This window comes from Bradyrhizobium iriomotense (assembly GCF_030160715.1).
GTDB lineage: Bacteria > Pseudomonadota > Alphaproteobacteria > Rhizobiales > Xanthobacteraceae > Bradyrhizobium > Bradyrhizobium iriomotense.
In genome coordinates this window covers 276,293-291,658 of sequence record NZ_BSOW01000007.1, presented here as the reverse complement: position 1 = coordinate 291,658, position 15,366 = coordinate 276,293, and the positions used below count along the sequence as shown (strand labels likewise).

The 15,366-nt window shown below is 63.7% G+C and carries 14 protein-coding genes; 7 read left to right on the top strand and 7 right to left on the bottom strand.

What is annotated here, in order from left to right; genetic code table 11:
• Window positions 1-437 precede the first annotated feature (437 nt).
• On the bottom strand, window positions 438-980 hold the full coding sequence (locus QQL28_RS13000) for a MarR family winged helix-turn-helix transcriptional regulator (protein WP_284265576.1): 543 nt from the start codon (window positions 978-980) through the stop codon (window positions 438-440).
• A 109-nt stretch (window positions 981-1,089) separates the two neighbouring features.
• Between QQL28_RS13000 and QQL28_RS12995 the strand changes: the two genes are divergently transcribed.
• From QQL28_RS12995 to fahA, 5 genes are all read left to right on the top strand, one after another.
• Window positions 1,090-2,703 carry an FAD-dependent oxidoreductase gene (locus tag QQL28_RS12995; protein WP_284265574.1) on the top strand — a complete coding sequence of 538 codons (1,614 nt, stop codon included), beginning with the start codon at window positions 1,090-1,092 and terminating at the stop codon, window positions 2,701-2,703.
• A gap of 14 nt (window positions 2,704-2,717) precedes the next feature.
• Window positions 2,718-2,951, top strand: a complete 234-nt coding sequence (locus tag QQL28_RS12990) for a DUF2783 domain-containing protein (protein WP_284265572.1) — start codon at window positions 2,718-2,720, stop codon at window positions 2,949-2,951.
• 19 nt (window positions 2,952-2,970) lie between these two features.
• Window positions 2,971-3,927: an MBL fold metallo-hydrolase gene (locus QQL28_RS12985; protein WP_284265571.1), complete on the top strand. Its 957-nt coding sequence runs from the start codon at window positions 2,971-2,973 to the stop codon at window positions 3,925-3,927.
• Window positions 3,928-3,929: 2 nt separating this feature from the next.
• Window positions 3,930-5,276 (top strand): homogentisate 1,2-dioxygenase, encoded by a 1,347-nt coding sequence (gene hmgA, locus QQL28_RS12980; protein ID WP_284265569.1) that lies wholly within the window; start codon window positions 3,930-3,932, stop codon window positions 5,274-5,276.
• A 180-nt stretch (window positions 5,277-5,456) separates the two neighbouring features.
• A complete protein-coding gene (gene fahA / locus QQL28_RS12975) occupies window positions 5,457-6,731 on the top strand; it encodes a fumarylacetoacetase (protein WP_284265567.1) in 1,275 nt (424 codons plus the stop codon).
• A 120-nt stretch (window positions 6,732-6,851) separates the two neighbouring features.
• On the opposite strand, the gene QQL28_RS12970 is transcribed toward fahA, so the two are convergent.
• Complete coding sequence (locus QQL28_RS12970; protein WP_284265565.1) at window positions 6,852-7,163, bottom strand: DUF1272 domain-containing protein; 312 nt, start codon at window positions 7,161-7,163, stop codon at window positions 6,852-6,854.
• Between the two features lie 132 nt (window positions 7,164-7,295).
• Window positions 7,296-7,775 carry an Lrp/AsnC family transcriptional regulator gene (locus QQL28_RS12965; RefSeq protein ID WP_284265563.1) on the bottom strand — a complete coding sequence of 160 codons (480 nt, stop codon included), beginning with the start codon at window positions 7,773-7,775 and terminating at the stop codon, window positions 7,296-7,298.
• Window positions 7,776-7,895: 120 nt separating this feature from the next.
• Here QQL28_RS12965 and hppD point away from each other — a divergent pair, with 120 nt between their 5' ends.
• On the top strand, window positions 7,896-9,014 hold the full coding sequence (hppD, locus tag QQL28_RS12960; RefSeq protein WP_284265561.1) for a 4-hydroxyphenylpyruvate dioxygenase: 1,119 nt from the start codon (window positions 7,896-7,898) through the stop codon (window positions 9,012-9,014).
• A 194-nt stretch (window positions 9,015-9,208) separates the two neighbouring features.
• Here the strand turns inward: hppD and QQL28_RS12955 are convergent, their stop codons facing one another.
• From QQL28_RS12955 to QQL28_RS12940, 4 genes are all read right to left on the bottom strand, one after another.
• Window positions 9,209-10,309: a CaiB/BaiF CoA transferase family protein gene (locus QQL28_RS12955; protein ID WP_284265559.1), complete on the bottom strand. Its 1,101-nt coding sequence runs from the start codon at window positions 10,307-10,309 to the stop codon at window positions 9,209-9,211.
• Between the two features lie 194 nt (window positions 10,310-10,503).
• Entirely contained in the window at window positions 10,504-11,304 is an 801-nt protein-coding gene (locus tag QQL28_RS12950; RefSeq protein WP_284265557.1) for an FAD binding domain-containing protein, read from the bottom strand.
• 15 nt (window positions 11,305-11,319) lie between these two features.
• A complete protein-coding gene (locus QQL28_RS12945; RefSeq protein ID WP_284265555.1) occupies window positions 11,320-13,662 on the bottom strand; it encodes a xanthine dehydrogenase family protein molybdopterin-binding subunit in 2,343 nt (780 codons plus the stop codon).
• A gap of 96 nt (window positions 13,663-13,758) precedes the next feature.
• Complete coding sequence (locus QQL28_RS12940; protein ID WP_284265552.1) at window positions 13,759-14,244, bottom strand: (2Fe-2S)-binding protein; 486 nt, start codon at window positions 14,242-14,244, stop codon at window positions 13,759-13,761.
• A 536-nt stretch (window positions 14,245-14,780) separates the two neighbouring features.
• On the opposite strand from QQL28_RS12940, the gene QQL28_RS12935 reads away from it, so the two are divergent.
• Window positions 14,781-15,230: an SRPBCC family protein gene (locus QQL28_RS12935; RefSeq protein WP_284265550.1), complete on the top strand. Its 450-nt coding sequence runs from the start codon at window positions 14,781-14,783 to the stop codon at window positions 15,228-15,230.
• Window positions 15,231-15,366: the final 136 nt, after the last annotated feature.

Below are 15,366 nucleotides of genomic sequence, written 5' to 3'. Positions count from 1 at the left end.
GGGCCGTTCGCCGAGTTATATCACCCGCCAGCTGTACGAGTTTCAGCACGGAGTGCGAACCGGAGCATGGAGCCCGCTTATGTCCAATGTCGTCACTAACTTGACTGAGGATGATCTCATTTCGATCAGCGCCTATCTAGCGTCGCTAAAACCCTAGCGCGGCCTACGGGTCTAGCAATCTTCGTGCGGCATGGGCGGTACTCTTCACAGGCGTGGATCGCGAAATTTCCCGCCATTCAGCCATTCAAACGTCACTCAATGTCGTCGGCGACGTATTCGCGGTGTCGCGAGAATCCGATCCTGCAACGTTATGAAACAGCCGCGATGTCCGCTGATGGCCCTTGGCGGACAATCGCTTACGCATCGTCGATGTCCGCTTTTTGGCAATGCGGACCGCGCCATCCCGCACGTACGACTGGATTTATGAGTACCCGCCCCTAATACGCCTGCTTCGCGTCGGCCTCTTCGCTGGTCTGGATCAAATCGAGACTCTGCTCGATCTTGCCGAGCAGCGCGGATAATTGCTTGCGCTCCTGCGCGGAGAGGCAGCTGAGGATCTCGTCTTCCCGCCGCAACAATTGCGGAAACAGCTCTTCATAGAGCGCGCGGCCTTTCCCGGTGAGTTGCAGGCGGAATTCGCGGCGGTCGGCCTCGTTCTCGACCCGCTCGATCAGCCCGTCATGCAGCAGCGCGGTGACCGCGCGGCTGATCGTGGACTTATGCGTGCGGGTGCATTGCGAGATGAACTGCGCGCTGCAGGCATCGTTGCGGAAGCCGAGCGTTGCAAGCACCCGCCAGGCCGGAATGTCGAGCCCGTGGCGCTCCTGATACTCGACCGCGAGCGCGGAACTCACCTCCGCCGCCAGGCGATTGAGGCGGAACGGCACGAATTTGAACAGATCGAGCCGCGGCTTCGGCCTCACAGAGGCCGCGTCCGCTTCCTTCGCCTTCAGCGCAGTATCGCCCAATGTCCTCGCCAAAAAATCGCTCCGAATGCCAGTTGACGGACGGCGGCAGCCGGTCCAAGATAGTTGCACGTGAGACTATCTAGCAGATAAGTCCCCTCCTGACCAGAGCCGAGGTTAGCGCATGGCGCAGGCAAAAACCCAGTTCGGCTATCGCCGCCACCCCGACCAGGATCGCTCCGGCCAGGCTCCGGCCGAGCACGCGGTCGTGGTGGTGGGCGCCGGGCCAGTTGGGTTATCGCTCGCGATCGATCTGGCGCAGCGCGGCCAGCGCGTGGTGCTGCTGGATGACGCCGATCGCATCGGCGAGGGCTCGCGCGCGATCTGCTTCTCGAAGCGCTCGCTGGAATATTGGGACCGGCTCGGCGTCGGCGACCGCATGGTCGAGAAGGGCGTGGTGTGGAGCGTCGGCAAGATTTTTCACGGCGAGTCCCAGCTCTACCAGTTCAACCTGCTGCCGGAGGAGGGACACAAGCGGCCCGCCTTCATCAACCTCCAGCAATATTACGCGGAAGCCTATCTGGTCGATCGCATCAGGGAGCTTCCGGAGATCGACCTGCGCTGGCGCAACAAGGTATTGGGGCTCGAGCAGCGCAACGATTCCGCCCTGCTGACGATCGAGACGCCGGAAGGCGCCTATCGCCTGCACGCCCAATACGTCATCGCCTGCGACGGCGCGCGCTCCTCGCTGCGGCAGATGGTCGGTGCGGAATTCGCCGGCCAGGTGTTCGAGGATCAATTTCTGATCGCCGACGTCAAGATGACTGCGGAATTCCCGACTGAACGCTGGTTCTGGTTCGATCCGCCGTTCCATGCGGGACGTTCGGCGCTGCTGCACAAGCAGCCTGACGACGTCTGGCGCATCGACCTGCAGCTCAATCGCTATGCCGATCCGACCGTCGAGAAGAAGCCGGAGAATGTGCGGCCGCGCATCGCGCGCATGCTCGGGCACGACAAGTTCGATTTCGAATGGATCTCGCTCTACAAGTTCCAGTGCCGGCGCATGGATCGCTTCCTCCATGGCCGCGTGATCTTTGCGGGCGACTCCGCGCACCAGGTCTCACCCTTCGGTGCCCGCGGCGCCAATTCCGGACTTGAGGACGCGGAGAATCTGTCCTGGAAGCTTGATCGGGTGCTGCGCGGCCAATCGCCGGCGAGCCTGCTCGAGAGCTATCACGTCGAGCGGAGCATGGCTGCCGACGAGAACATCCGCGAATCGACCCGCTCGACGGACTTCATGGCGCCGAACTCGCATCAGGAGGCGCGGCTGCGCAAGGCGGTGCTGTCGCTGGCCAAGGAAACCGAGTTCGGCAAGCGCATGGTCAATGGCGGCCGGCTCTCGGTGCCTTGTAGCTACGAGTCGCCGCTGTCCTCAGCCGACGCGGAGACCTGGAGCAGTGGTCCGCGGCCCGGTTGCTCCCTGCTGGATGCGCCGGTCAGGACGCCTGCGGGCGAGAGCGCCTATTTGACCGATATGTTCCGCAAGGGCGGAACGGGATTTGCCCTGCTCGGGTTTGGCAATGACGCGGCCATCGAGCTGCCCGGTGGCGTGAAGGACATCCGCATCGGCGGCGAGGGCGGCCTGATCGATCCAGATGGGCTCGTTGCGAAGCGCTACGACGCCGAGCCCCATACGGCCTATCTGCTGCGGCCCGATGGCTACGTCGCGGCACGCTTCCGCCATCCGACAAAGGCGCTGGTAGCGGCGGCGCTGTCGCGCGCTCAAGGCTTGAACTGAAGGTTTTTAAGAGAATGGCTCTCTCCACCAGCTCGAACTTCCCGCGGCCCGACGACGCCTTCCGCGCCATCGTCGAGGCGCATCGCGGCCTCTCCGAAGAGCAGAGCGCGGATTTCGACGCCGCCTTGGTCCTGATCCTCGCCAACCATATCGGCGACATCGAGGTGCTCAAGGAAGCAATCGTGCTCGCCAGGCGCCGCATGGTCGACGGCCAGCAGCAACAACAGCAACAACAGCAACAACAATAACCGTGCAAGGAACGAACTGATGGCGAAGAACTTCGCATCCACCGGCGATCTCGCGGAGAAGAAGGTCACCTTCTCCGAGATCGGCCCCGATCTCTATGCCTTCACCGCCGAGGGCGATCCGAATTCCGCGGTCATCGTCGGCGAGGACGGCTGTCTGGTGTTCGACGCGCAGGCCACGCCCGCGATGGCGAACAAGGTGATCGAGCGCGTGCGCAGCGTCACCGACAAGCCGATCAAATATGTCGTGCTGTCGCATTATCACGCCGTGCGCGTGCTGGGCGCGTCGGCCTACAAGGCGCAAGGCATCGTCGCCTCGCAGGAGACCTATCGGCTGATCGAGGAGCGCGGCAAGCAGGATTGGGATTCCGAGTATGGTCGATTTCCCCGCCTGTTCCAGGATGCGCAGAGCATCCCCGGGCTGACCTGGCCGACGCTCACCTTCGAAGGCGAGATGTCGATCTATCTCGGCAAGCGCGAGGTGCGGCTGATGCAGCTCGGGGCCGGCCACACCTCCGGCGACATCGTCGCCTGGGTGCCGGATGCCGAAGTGATGTTCTCCGGCGATCTCATCGAATACCACTCGGCCTGCTATTGCGGCGATGCGCATTTGCGCGAATGGCCGCTGACGCTGAACGAGATCCGCAACTTCAATCCCAAGGCGATCGCGCCGGGCCGCGGCGATGCATTGAAAGGCACCACCACCGCGCGCGAGGCGATCGCCATGACGCGCGACTTCGTCGCCACGCTCTATGGCGCGGCCGAGATCTCCGTCGCCAAGGGACGTACGTTAAAGGAGACGATGGCGGCGACCCGCGAGGTGATGGATCCAAAATTCTCGAGCTTTGCCATCTACGAGCACTGCCTGCCGTTCAACGTGTCGCGCGCCTTTGACGAGGCGTCCGGGATCGATGACCCCGTGATCTGGACCGACAAGCGCGACCAGGAGATGTGGGCCGCCCTGCAAGGAGGAGGATAGTCATGAACATCAATACCTCGCCCGACCAGATCGTTCGCAGCACGGCCCAGGTCACGCCGGGCTACATGTCCGGCTTCGGCAACAGCTTTGAGACCGAGGCGCTGCCGGGCGCGCTGCCGATGGGGCGCAACTCGCCGCAGCGCTGCGCCTATGGGCTCTATGCCGAGCAGCTCTCCGGCTCGCCCTTCACCGCGCCGCGTGGCACCAATGAGCGCTCCTGGCTCTATCGCATCCGCCCTTCGGTGAAGCATTCGGGTCGGTTCGAGAAGGTCGATGCCGGCCTGTGGCGCTCGGCGCCGTGCCATGAGAACGATCTGCCGATCGCGCAGCTGCGCTGGGACCCGACGCCGATCCCGAAGGAGGAGATCACCTTCCTCGGGGGCGTGCAGACAATGACGACGGCCGGTGATGTCAACACGCAAGGAGGCATGGCCGCGCATGTCTACCTCATTACCAAATCGATGGTGGATCAGCACTTCTACAATGCCGACGGCGAGCTGATGTTCGTGCTCCAGCAGGGCAATCTTCGTCTCGTCACCGAGTTCGGTCGCATCGACGCCGAGCCCGGCGAGATCGTGGTGATCCCGCGCGGCGTGAAATTCCGCGTGGAGATTCCGAACGGGCCGGCGCGCGGCTATCTCTGCGAAAACTACGGCGGCGCCTTCACGCTGCCGGAGCGCGGCCCGATCGGTGCCAATTGCCTTGCCAATGCGCGCGACTTCCTGACGCCGGTCGCCTGCTACGAAGACAAGGACACGCCGACCGAGCTGTTCGTGAAATGGGGCGGCGCGCTGTTCAAGACGCAGCTCGCCCATTCGCCGATCGACGTGGTCGCCTGGCACGGCAATTATGCGCCGTACAAGTATGACCTACGCACCTTCTCGCCGGTCGGCGCGATCGCCTTCGATCACCCCGATCCCTCGATCTTCACGGTGCTGACCTCGCCGTCGGAGACCACGGGCACGGCGAATATCGACTTCGTCATCTTTCCCGAGCGCTGGATGGTCGCGGACAACACCTTCCGCCCGCCCTGGTATCACATGAACATCATGAGCGAGTTCATGGGCCTCGTGTACGGCGTCTACGACGCCAAGCCGCAGGGCTTCACACCCGGCGGCATGAGCCTGCACAATTGCATGCTGCCGCACGGCCCCGACCGCGACGCCTTCGAACATGCCAGCAATGGCGAGCTCAAGCCGGTCAAGCTCACCGGCACGCTCGCCTTCATGTTCGAAACCCGCTACCCCCAGCGCGTCACCGCGCATGCCGCGAAGTCCTCCACGTTGCAGGACGATTATGCGGATTGCTGGAAAGGCCTGGAGAAGCGGTTCGATCCGAATAGGCCGTAACGTTCTTCCCCTCTCCCCTTGTGGGAGAGGGTGGCTCGCCGCGTAGCGGCGAGACGGGTGAGGGGTCTCTCTCCGCGAGCGGCCCTCTCCTACAATTGAGTTCGCTGATAGAGACCCCTCATCCGGCGCTTCGCGCCACCTTCCCCCACAAGGGGAGAAGGAAAAAGGACCGAGCGAAAAGTGACAACCCACCCCAACGACCCCGGCCTCCGCTCCTTCATCGACGTCGATCCGTCCTCCGACTTCCCGATCCAGAACCTGCCCTACGGCGTGTTCTCGACGGCGGCCTATCCGGCGCCGCGCGTCGGGGTCGCGATCGGTGACTACGTGCTCGACCTCTGGGAGCTCGAGCAGGACTCCCGCCTCGATGTCGGCCCGCTCGGCGTCTTCTCCGCGCCGTCGCTCAATCCGTTCATGGCGCTCGGGCCAATGGTCTGGGCCCGGACACGTGCGCGGATCAGCGAGCTCTTGCGTCACGATCATCCGGAGCTGCGCGACAACAAGGAGCTGCGCAAGCAGGCCCTGGTGCCGATGCGCGAGGTGCGGCTGCATCTGCCGTTTACGGTCTCCGGCTACACCGATTTCTATTCATCCAAAGAGCACGCTACCAATGTCGGGGTGATGTTCCGCGGCAAGGACAATGCGCTGCAACCGAACTGGCTCTACATGCCGATCGGTTATAACGGCCGCGCCTCGACCGTGGTCGTCAGCGGCACCAGGGTGAAGCGGCCGCGCGGACAGTTGAAGCCGCCGAACGTGGAGGTGCCGAGCTTCGGACCGTGCAAGCGGCTCGATTTCGAGCTGGAGATGGGCGTCGTGGTCGGCCAGTGGTCGCCGATGGGCGGCATGCTGACGGAGCAGCAGGCCGAGGAGATGATCTTCGGCTTCGTGCTGCTCAACGACTGGAGCGCGCGCGATATCCAGCAATGGGAATATGTGCCGCTCGGGCCCTTCCTCGCCAAGGCCTTTGCGACCTCGATCAGCCCGTGGGTGGTGACGCGCGAGGCGCTGGAGCCGTTCCGCCTGCAAGGTCCCGAACAGAGCCCGGCACCGCTCGATTATCTCAGACAGGCCCAGCCGCAGAACTACAATGTCGAGCTCGACGTCTCCTTGCGCGCCGCTGGGACGAATGTGGCGGCCAGCATCAGCCGCACCAATTTCAAATACATGTATTGGTCCTCGGTGCAGCAATTGATGCACCACGCCTCCTCCGGCTGCGCCATGAACGTCGGAGATCTCCTCGGCTCTGGCACAATCTCGGGGCCGGAGAAGAACCAGCGCGGCAGCCTGCTCGAAATCTCCTGGAACGGCACCGAGCCGGTGCAATTGCCTGATGGCACCAAACGTTCGTTCCTCGAAGACGGCGACAGCCTTGTCATGCGCGGCTGGTGCCAGGGCGACGGCTACCGCGTCGGGTTTGGTGAGGTCGAGGGGACGATTTTGCCGGCGGAGTGATCTCCGCCGTTGCCACAAACTCCGTCATTGCGAGGAGCGAAGCGACGAAGCAATCCAGAGTATCTCCGCGGAAAGATTCTGGATTGCTTCGCTTCGCTCGCGATGACGGTGTGGAGGCGGCTACCGCTCCTCCGGCGGCACGCCGCGGATCCGCGCGCAATGCGCGGCAACATCCTCCGCGCTGTATTTCAAATGCACCCTCGTGTCCGACGGCACGTGCTTCGTCACGCACACCCCCGGCCGCCACTCCTTCGACGGGCGGATTGGGCGCGGGGCAAAGCCGCCGCCGCAATTGGGGCAGACGTTGAAGAGCTTGGTCTCCACGCAGTCCGCACAGAACGTGCATTCATAGGAGCAGATCCGCGCATTCGCAGCATTCGGCGGCAGGTCGCAGTCGCAATACTCGCAGTTCGGCCGAAGCTGGAGGGCCATGGCTCGGTCTCCCGGAGCATGATCCGGAAAAGTGTGAAGCGGTTTTCCGAAAAGATCATGCTCATACAAAAAAGGCTGACGCCGATCATCGCAGATCGCGCGTCCGGCGCGAAGGCCGCATTTCCCTCGATTTCAGCCAGGCGTCAGTCCCTTCAGCGGCAGCCGCGAGCTCTCCTTCAGCCTGTCGAGCACGATCGAGGAGCGCACATGCGCCACGCTCTGATGCGGCATCAGCACGTCGTTGACGAGGTTGGAGAGCCCCTTGAGATCGCGCAGCACCGCCTTCAGCACGTAGTCGGCGTCGCCGGTGAGCGAATAAGCCTCCTGGATCTCGTCGATGCGGCTGACGAGAGCGCGGAAGCGTTTGGAATTGTCGGGCGAATGCGTCGCCAGCGTCACCTGGATGAAGGCGACGACGCCGAAGCCGAGCGCCTCGCTGGAGAGGTCGGCGTGGTAGCCCGCAATCACCTTCTCCTCCTCCAGCCGCATGCGCCGCCGCGAGCATTGCGAGGCCGAAAGGCCCGCGATATCGGCGAGCTCCTGGTTGGTCAGGCGGCCGTCATCCTGGAGCGAGGTCAGGATCTTGAGATCGAAGGCGTCTACCGGGATCATGCGTCATTCGTCCATTTCATGCACAAACCGTGCATAGGGTATCGGAATCACGCCCCGTTTGCACGCCCATTGCGCGCTCCATGAAGGATAGTTCTGGCAAGCAATTTTGGAGAGATCGCCATGGGTCCGTTTCCGCACGATGCGCCGCCTGCCACCATCAGCGCCGACAATCCGATGGGCACCGACGGGTTCGAGTTCGTCGAATATGCCCATCCCAATCCGCAAGAGCTGCACGCGCTGTTCACGCTGATGGGCTTTGCGCCCGTCGCGCGGCACAGGACCAAGAAGATCACGGTCTATCGCCAGGGCGACATCAACTATCTCGTCAACGAGGAGCCGGGCACGCATGGCTTCGATTTCGTCGCCGCGCACGGCCCCTGCGCGCCGTCGATGGCGTTCCGCGTGGTCGATGCGAAGGCGGCCTATGACCGCGCCATCGCGCTCGGCGCCGAGCCGGCCGACGTCACCTCCGCACGCAAGACGCTCGACGTGCCCGCGATCAAGGGTATCGGCGGCAGCCTGCTTTATCTCGTCGATCGCTATGGTGCGAAGGGCTCGGCCTATGATGCCGAGTTCGAATGGCTTGGCGCGCGCGATCCGCGGCCCCATGGCGCCGGCCTGTTCTATCTCGATCACCTCACCCACAACGTCCATCGCGGCCGCATGGATGTCTGGGCAGGATTCTACGAAAAGCTCTTCAACTTCCGCCAGATCCGCTTCTTCGACATCGAGGGCCGCGCGTCCGGCCTGTTCTCGCGGGCGCTGACCAGCCCCGACGGCAAGATCCGCATTCCCATCAACGAGGACGCCGGCGAGTCCGGCCAGATCGAGGAATATCTGAAGACCTATCGCGGCGAGGGCATTCAGCACATCGCCTGCGGCTGCCGCGAGATCCACGGCACGATCGAAGGCCTGCGTGAGGCCGGCCTGCCCTTCATGCCGTCACCACCCGTCACCTATTTCGAGAAGGTCGACGCGCGCCTGCCCAAGCATGGCGAGGACGTCGCGCGATTGCAGAGGAACGGCATTTTGATCGACGGCGAGGGTGTCGTCGACGGCGGCCAGACCAAGGTGCTGCTCCAGATCTTCTCGGCGAACGCGATCGGCCCGATCTTCTTCGAGTTCATCCAGCGCAAGGGCGACGACGGCTTTGGGGAGGGCAATTTCAAGGCCCTGTTCGAGTCGATCGAGGAGGATCAGATCCGGCGCGGGGTGTTGAAGGTGGATGACGCGGCGTAAACTGCTGCTGTCGGGGATACTGCTGCGTCACTCGCGGTGTCGTCCCGGCGAAGGCCGGGACCCATACCGCGTGATCTATCATTGGCGGAAGGCAGGCGTACCGAACGACTAATCTTCGCCAAACTCCTCCCTGGGGTTATGGGTCCCGGCCTTCGCCGGGACGACATTTGATTTTGTAGCGCTAGCGCGGACTCTTACCGCTTCCACGCCTTCGTCACCGCGCCGATCTCTGCCGCCTCCGGCTCCCGAACCGTGGACGGCGTGCGCGAGAAGCGCGGCGCTGGGGCGGGCTGCTTCACGCCATGGCGCTCGACGAAGACGTTGCGCGCGACCATGTGCGGATGCTCGGTCGCCTCCGACATCGTCAGCACCGGGGCGAAGCAGATGTCGGTGCCTTCCATGATCTTGCACCAGTCCTCGCGCGTCTTGCTCTTGAAGACGGCCGTCAGCTTCTCCTTCAGCGCCGGCCAGGCCTTGCGGTCCATCTGCGCATCGAAATCGGCGTCGGTGAGCCCGGCGTGCTGCCGCAGCAGCGCGTAGAATTGCGGCTCGATCGAGCCGATCGAGATGAAATGGCCGCAGGCGCATTCATAGACGCCGTAGAAATGCGCGCCGCCGTCCAGAAAATTCTGGTCGCGGCCTTCGGTCCAGCGGCCCATCGCCGTCATGTCGAAGAAGAACGACATCAGCGACGCCGCGCCGTCGCACATTGCGGTGTCGACCACCTGGCCCTTGCCGGACCTCTGCGCTTCCAGGAGCGCCGCGAGCACGCCGACCACGAGATAGAGCGCGCCGCCGCCGAAATCGCCGACCAGGTTGAGCGGCGGCACCGGCGCGTCCTTCGTGCCGATCGCTGCCAGCGCGCCGGTGATGGAGATGTAATTGATGTCGTGGCCCGCCGCATTCGCCAGCGGGCCTTCCTGGCCCCAGCCGGTCATGCGGCCGTAGACGAGCTTTGGATTGCGCGCGAGCACGACATCGGGCCCGAGCCCGAGCCGCTCCATCACGCCCGGACGAAAACCTTCGATCAGCGCGTCCGCATTGGCGAGCAGGTCGAGCACCTCTGCGATTGCGCCCTTGTCCTTCAGATCGAGCTCGATCACCTTGCGGCCGCGCCCGGCCACCGACTTCATGCTCTTCTTAGCGCCAACGCGATCGAGCGTGACGACCTCGGCGCCCATGTCGGCGAGCAGCATACAGGCGAACGGACCCGGGCCGATGCCGGCGAATTCGACGATGCGGAAACCTGCGAGCGGGCCGGAGGCGCGGATGGTTGGAGCGGATTGATCGAGCACGTTGTTGTTTCCTCGGGGGCGCAAGACGGGCGCGCGAGAAGCGCACTCGTTTGGACGCTCCTCTATTGCGATTTAATCGGTCGATTAAATTTTCCCGCCTTCGGCCTGACGAGGCAAGCGCTTTTGATGCATGGGCGCATAATAAAAGCGGCGCGCATTGCTGCGCGCCGCGGAAAATTTGTGTTGAGTAGCTATCAGCCGGCCGCCGTTACCGCGCGCTGCGCCATCACCTTGATCAGATTGGCGCGATAGTCAGCCGAGCCGTGCAGATCCGACAGCAGGCCGCTCGACGGGATCGAGACGCTATCGATCGCGCTCGCCGCCCAGTTCGCCTTCAGCGCGGCTTCAATGGCAGCAACGCGCATCACGCCGCTCTGCGAGGCACCGGTCACGGCCACGCGCACGTCGCCCGCCTTGGTCTGGGCGACGAACACGCCGGTCAGCGCGAAGCGCGAGGCCGGATGCGGGAACTTGGCGTAGCCCGCTTTCACCGGAACCGGGAACGACACGGCGGTGATGATCTCACCGTCTTCAAGTGCGGTCGCGAACAGGCCCTTGAAGTAGTCGTCCGCCGCGATCGAGCGCTTGTTGGTCTTGATCGTCGCACCCAGCGCCAGCGTCGCGGCCGGGTAGTCGGCGGCCGGATCGTTGTTGGCGAGCGAGCCGCCGATCGTGCCGCGATAGCGCACGGCGGGGTCGCCGATCAGCGAGGCCAGATAGGCAACCGCGGGGATCGCCTTCTTTGCAGCGTCGCTGGTCGCGACGTCGTAATGCGGCGTCGCGGCCTTGATGGTCAGCGTGTCGCCGGAGGCATCAATGCCGATCAGCTCCTTGATCTTCGCAAGGTCGATCACGTCGGACGGGCTGGCGAGCCGCTGCTTCATCACCGGCAGCAATGTCTGGCCACCGGAGAGATATTTTGCCTCGCTCCCCTTGGCGAACAGCGCGGCCGCCTCGTCGACCGAGGAGGCACGATGATAAGTGGTCTGATACATCTTCGTTGCTCCTCTTTAAGCCGCGTGGATCGTGCGCCACACCCGGTCCGGGGTTGCGGGCATTTCCAGGTTGTTCTTGCCGATCGCATCCGTGATCGCATTGATCACGGCAGCGGAGGCGCCGATCGCGCCGGCCTCGCCGCAGCCCTTGATGCCCAGGGGATTGCCCGGGCAGAGCGTCGTGGTGTGGCTGAGCTTGAACGACGGCAGATCGTCGGCGCGCGGCATGGTGTAATCCATGAACGAGGCCGTGATCGGCTGGCCGTTGGCGTCATAGACCGCGTGCTCGAGCAGCGCCTGGCCGATGCCTTGTGCGAGGCCGCCATGGACCTGGCCTTCGACGATCATCGGGTTGATCAGGCGCCCGAAGTCGTCGGCCGCCACGAAGTTGACGAACGACGTCTTGCCGGTGCCGGGATCGACCTCGAGCTCGCAGATATAGGCGCCGGCCGGGAAGGTGAAATTGGAGGGGTCGTAGAAGGCGCTTTCCTTCAGGCCCGGCTCCATCCCGTCAGGCAGATTGTGCGCGGTGTAGGCCGCGAGCGCGACCATCGGCAGCGCGATCGCCTTGTCGGTGCCGGTCACCTTGAACTCGCCGTTCTCGATGACGATGTCGGCCTCCGACGCTTCCAGAGCATGCGCGGCGATCTTCTTGGCCTTGGATTCGACCTTCTCCACGGCCTTGAGGATGGCGGTGAGGCCGACGGCCGCGGAACGCGAGCCGTAGGTGCCCATGCCGAACTGCACCTTGTCGGTGTCGCCATGGACGATCGAAACCTGGCTGATGGGAATGCCGAGACGATCCGAAATGAGCTGAGCGAACACCGTCTCATGGCCCTGGCCGTGGCTGTGCGAACCGGTCAATACCTCGATGGTGCCGACCGGATTGACACGTACTTCGGCTGATTCCCACAAGCCGACGCCGGCACCCAGGCTGCCCACCGCCTTCGACGGCGCGATGCCGCAGGCCTCGATGTAGCAGGAGACGCCGATGCCGCGCAGCTTGCCTTGCGCCTTCGCCTGCGCCTTGCGGCCTGCGAAGCCGGCATAGTCGATCGCCTTCATCGCCGCATCGAGCGAGGCGTTAAAGTCGCCGATGTCATAGGCCATGATCACGGGCGTCTGGTGCGGGAACTGGGTGATGAAGTTCGTCTTGCGCAGTGCGGCCGGATCGACCTTGAGCTGCCGCGCCGCGGTCTCCATCATTCGCTCGATCAGGTAGCTCGCTTCGGGCCGGCCCGCGCCGCGATAGGCATCGACCGGCGTGGTGTTGGTGTAGACGGCGATCACTTCGGCATGGATCGCCGGGACGTCGTATTGGCCCGACAACAGCGTCGCATAGAGATAGGTCGGCACCGCCGAGGAGAACAGCGACATGTAGGCGCCGAAATTGGCGTAGGTCTTCACTCTGAAGCCGAGGATCTTGTTGTTGGCGTCGAACGCCATCTCCGCATGCGTGACATGGTCGCGGCCATGCGCGTCGGTGAGGAAGGCCTCGGTGCGGTCGCCGGTCCATTTGACGGGACGGCCGACCTTCTTCGACGCCCACAGCGCCACCATCTCTTCCGGGTAGATGTAGATCTTGGAGCCGAAGCCGCCGCCGACATCGGGTGCGATCACGCGCAGCTTGTGCTCGGGCGCGATGTTGTAGAAGGCCGACAGCACGAGGCGCGCGACGTGCGGATTCTGCGATGTCGTGTAGAGCGTGAAATGCTCTTCCGCCTCGTTATAGTCGGCAACCGCCGAGCGCGGCTCCATCGGGTTCGGCGCGAGGCGGTTGTTGGTGACGTCAAGCTTCACCACATTGGCCGCCTTCGAAAATGCGTCGTTCACCGCATTCTCGTCGCCGATGACCCAGTCATAGATCTGGTTGCCGGGTGCCTCGGGATGGAGTTGAGGTGCGCCGGCCTTGATCGCCTCGGTCACGTTCGCGACAGCGGGCAGTTCCTCATAGTCGACGACCACGGCTTCGGCGGCGTCGCGCGCCAGATTCTTGCTTTCGGCGATCACGACCGCGACGGCCTGGCCGACGAAGCGCACCGTTTCCGGCGCCATCGCCGGCCACGCGCCCATCTTCATCGGGCTGCCGTCCTTGGAGGTGATGGCCCAGCCGCAGATGAGGTTGCCGACCTTGTCGTCGACGATCTGCTTGCCGTTGAGCACCGCGACCACGCCGGGCAGCTTCAACGCCGCGGAGGCGTCGATGCCCTTCACCTTGGCATGCGCGTGGGGGCTGCGGATGAAATGGGCATAGGTCATGCCCGGTAATTTGACGTCGTCGACGTACCGGCCCTTGCCGGTAATGAAACGCTTGTCTTCCTTGCGCACGACGCTTGCGCCAATGCCTTCAACACCCATGTCCTGTCCTCCCGACCGGAATTTGTTTGACCGCGCTTTCCATCGAAAGCTGCGGCGGTTGTTCGTTCGAGGCCAAATCTGAGGCCAAGTCGCCGCTTACTCGGCGGCCTGCGCGACCTTCATGCGGCCGGCCGCATCCAGCACCGCCTTCACGATGTTGTGGTAGCCGGTGCAGCGGCAGATGTTGCCTTCGAGCTCGTGGCGGACGGTGGCTTCATCGAGCTGGCCACCATGGCGCTGCACGATGTCGACCGCCGACATGATCATGCCCGGCGTGCAGTAGCCGCACTGCAAACCGTGATTGTCGCGGAACGCCGCCTGCATCGGATGCAGCTCGTCGCCCTTGGCAAGGCCTTCGATCGTGGTGACGCTGGCGCCGTCGGCCTGGCCTGCCAGGATGGTGCAGGATTTTACCGCGCGGCCGTCGATGTGCACGACGCAGGCGCCGCACTGGCTGGTGTCGCAGCCGACATGGGTGCCGGTGAGGTTGAGGTGATCGCGCAGCAGATGGACCAGCAGCGTGCGGTCCTCGACATCGACAGAGACGGCCTTGCCGTTCACTGTCAGTTTGACTGTAGACACGTGAGTACCTCCCGATTGCTTGTTTGTAGTTATTCCAATTAGAGACAGCGCGAACGGAACTTTGCAACTGGGATTTTGGTGGATGCGCGTCATCGAAAGGTCATCGTGGCGACCGTCGCAGGCGCGCGATTCGATCATGATGGTCCATGCCGCCGCCAGCACGTGGCGCGGCTTGCAATGAGCTTTCGAAAAAGATCTCCGCTTCGTCGCTGGCGGCGTGCGTTCGGCCGTCATCGCGAAGCGCTTGCCTTGGACTTGCCCCGGACCTCCGCCTGGTCGCGCGTCGTCTCTCCCTTCAGCCTTGTTCGTTGTGCGAATAGGAGCACGCGCCCACGCCTTTGCAATCGCGATCTTGGTAGTAGGCGAAGGCGAGCTAAGTCATTGATTTTATTGATGGCGATTCTGGCGAGGCCCTCGCCGGCGGTGCGGTCCGCAAGCCGTGGCGGCGTGGGCGTCCTAGTACTTCCTGGCGATTGATCGACGGCGTGCGCCACCCTAGTCGAGCCGGACAGGCAACAGTTAAAGGGGAGGAAGCGATGCAGATGAACGACAGTCAGCGGATCCCGGCGTCGAAGGCCAAGGTTTGGGCTGCGCTCAACGATCCCGACATTCTCAGGCGCTGCATTCCCGGCTGCCAATCGCTCGAGATGGCATCGCCGACGGAGATGACGGCAACCGTGGTGCTGAAGGTCGGTCCGGTGAAGGCGACGTTCAGCGGCAAGGTGACGCTGGCCGATATCGACGCGCCCAACAGCTATCGCATCATCGGCGAAGGCGCCGGCGGCGTCGCGGGCTTTGCCAAGGGCGGCGCGAAGGTCAGGCTCGAGGAAGAAGCGCCCGACGTCACCATCCTGCACTACGAGACCGAAGCGCAGATCGGCGGCAAGCTCGCACAGCTCGGCTCGCGGCTCATCGATTCGACGTCGCGCAAGCTGGCCGCGAATTTCTTCGAGAGCTTTGCGACCGTGGTAGCGCCATCATCCTGATTGGCGCGCGTGTCGTTGCACGATGTCTTGCGGAGCGATGATCGGATTGCGGCATGATCTTGCCGGAATCCGACAGCGCGTTTCGAGCTGCAAGCAGGCCGCAAGACTCGAACGTGCACAACGAGATGCGCGACAA

Bases quoted from the DNA above. Each gene is read 5' to 3' on its own strand.
- QQL28_RS12990 (WP_284265572.1), top strand. From the start codon at position 2,718: ATGGCTCTCTCCACCAGCTCGAACTTCCCGCGGCCCGACGACGCCTTC.
- QQL28_RS12995 (WP_284265574.1), top strand. From the start codon at position 1,090: ATGGCGCAGGCAAAAACCCAGTTCGGCTATCGCCGCCACCCCGACCAG.
- QQL28_RS12945 (WP_284265555.1), bottom strand. From the start codon at position 13,662: ATGGGTGTTGAAGGCATTGGCGCAAGCGTCGTGCGCAAGGAAGACAAG.
- QQL28_RS12935 (WP_284265550.1), top strand. From the start codon at position 14,781: ATGCAGATGAACGACAGTCAGCGGATCCCGGCGTCGAAGGCCAAGGTT.
- QQL28_RS12950 (WP_284265557.1), bottom strand. From the start codon at position 11,304: ATGTATCAGACCACTTATCATCGTGCCTCCTCGGTCGACGAGGCGGCC.
- QQL28_RS12970 (WP_284265565.1), bottom strand. From the start codon at position 7,163: ATGGCCCTCCAGCTTCGGCCGAACTGCGAGTATTGCGACTGCGACCTG.
- hmgA (WP_284265569.1), top strand. From the start codon at position 3,930: ATGAACATCAATACCTCGCCCGACCAGATCGTTCGCAGCACGGCCCAG.
- QQL28_RS12965 (WP_284265563.1), bottom strand. From the start codon at position 7,775: ATGATCCCGGTAGACGCCTTCGATCTCAAGATCCTGACCTCGCTCCAG.
- QQL28_RS12985 (WP_284265571.1), top strand. From the start codon at position 2,971: ATGGCGAAGAACTTCGCATCCACCGGCGATCTCGCGGAGAAGAAGGTC.
- hppD (WP_284265561.1), top strand. From the start codon at position 7,896: ATGGGTCCGTTTCCGCACGATGCGCCGCCTGCCACCATCAGCGCCGAC.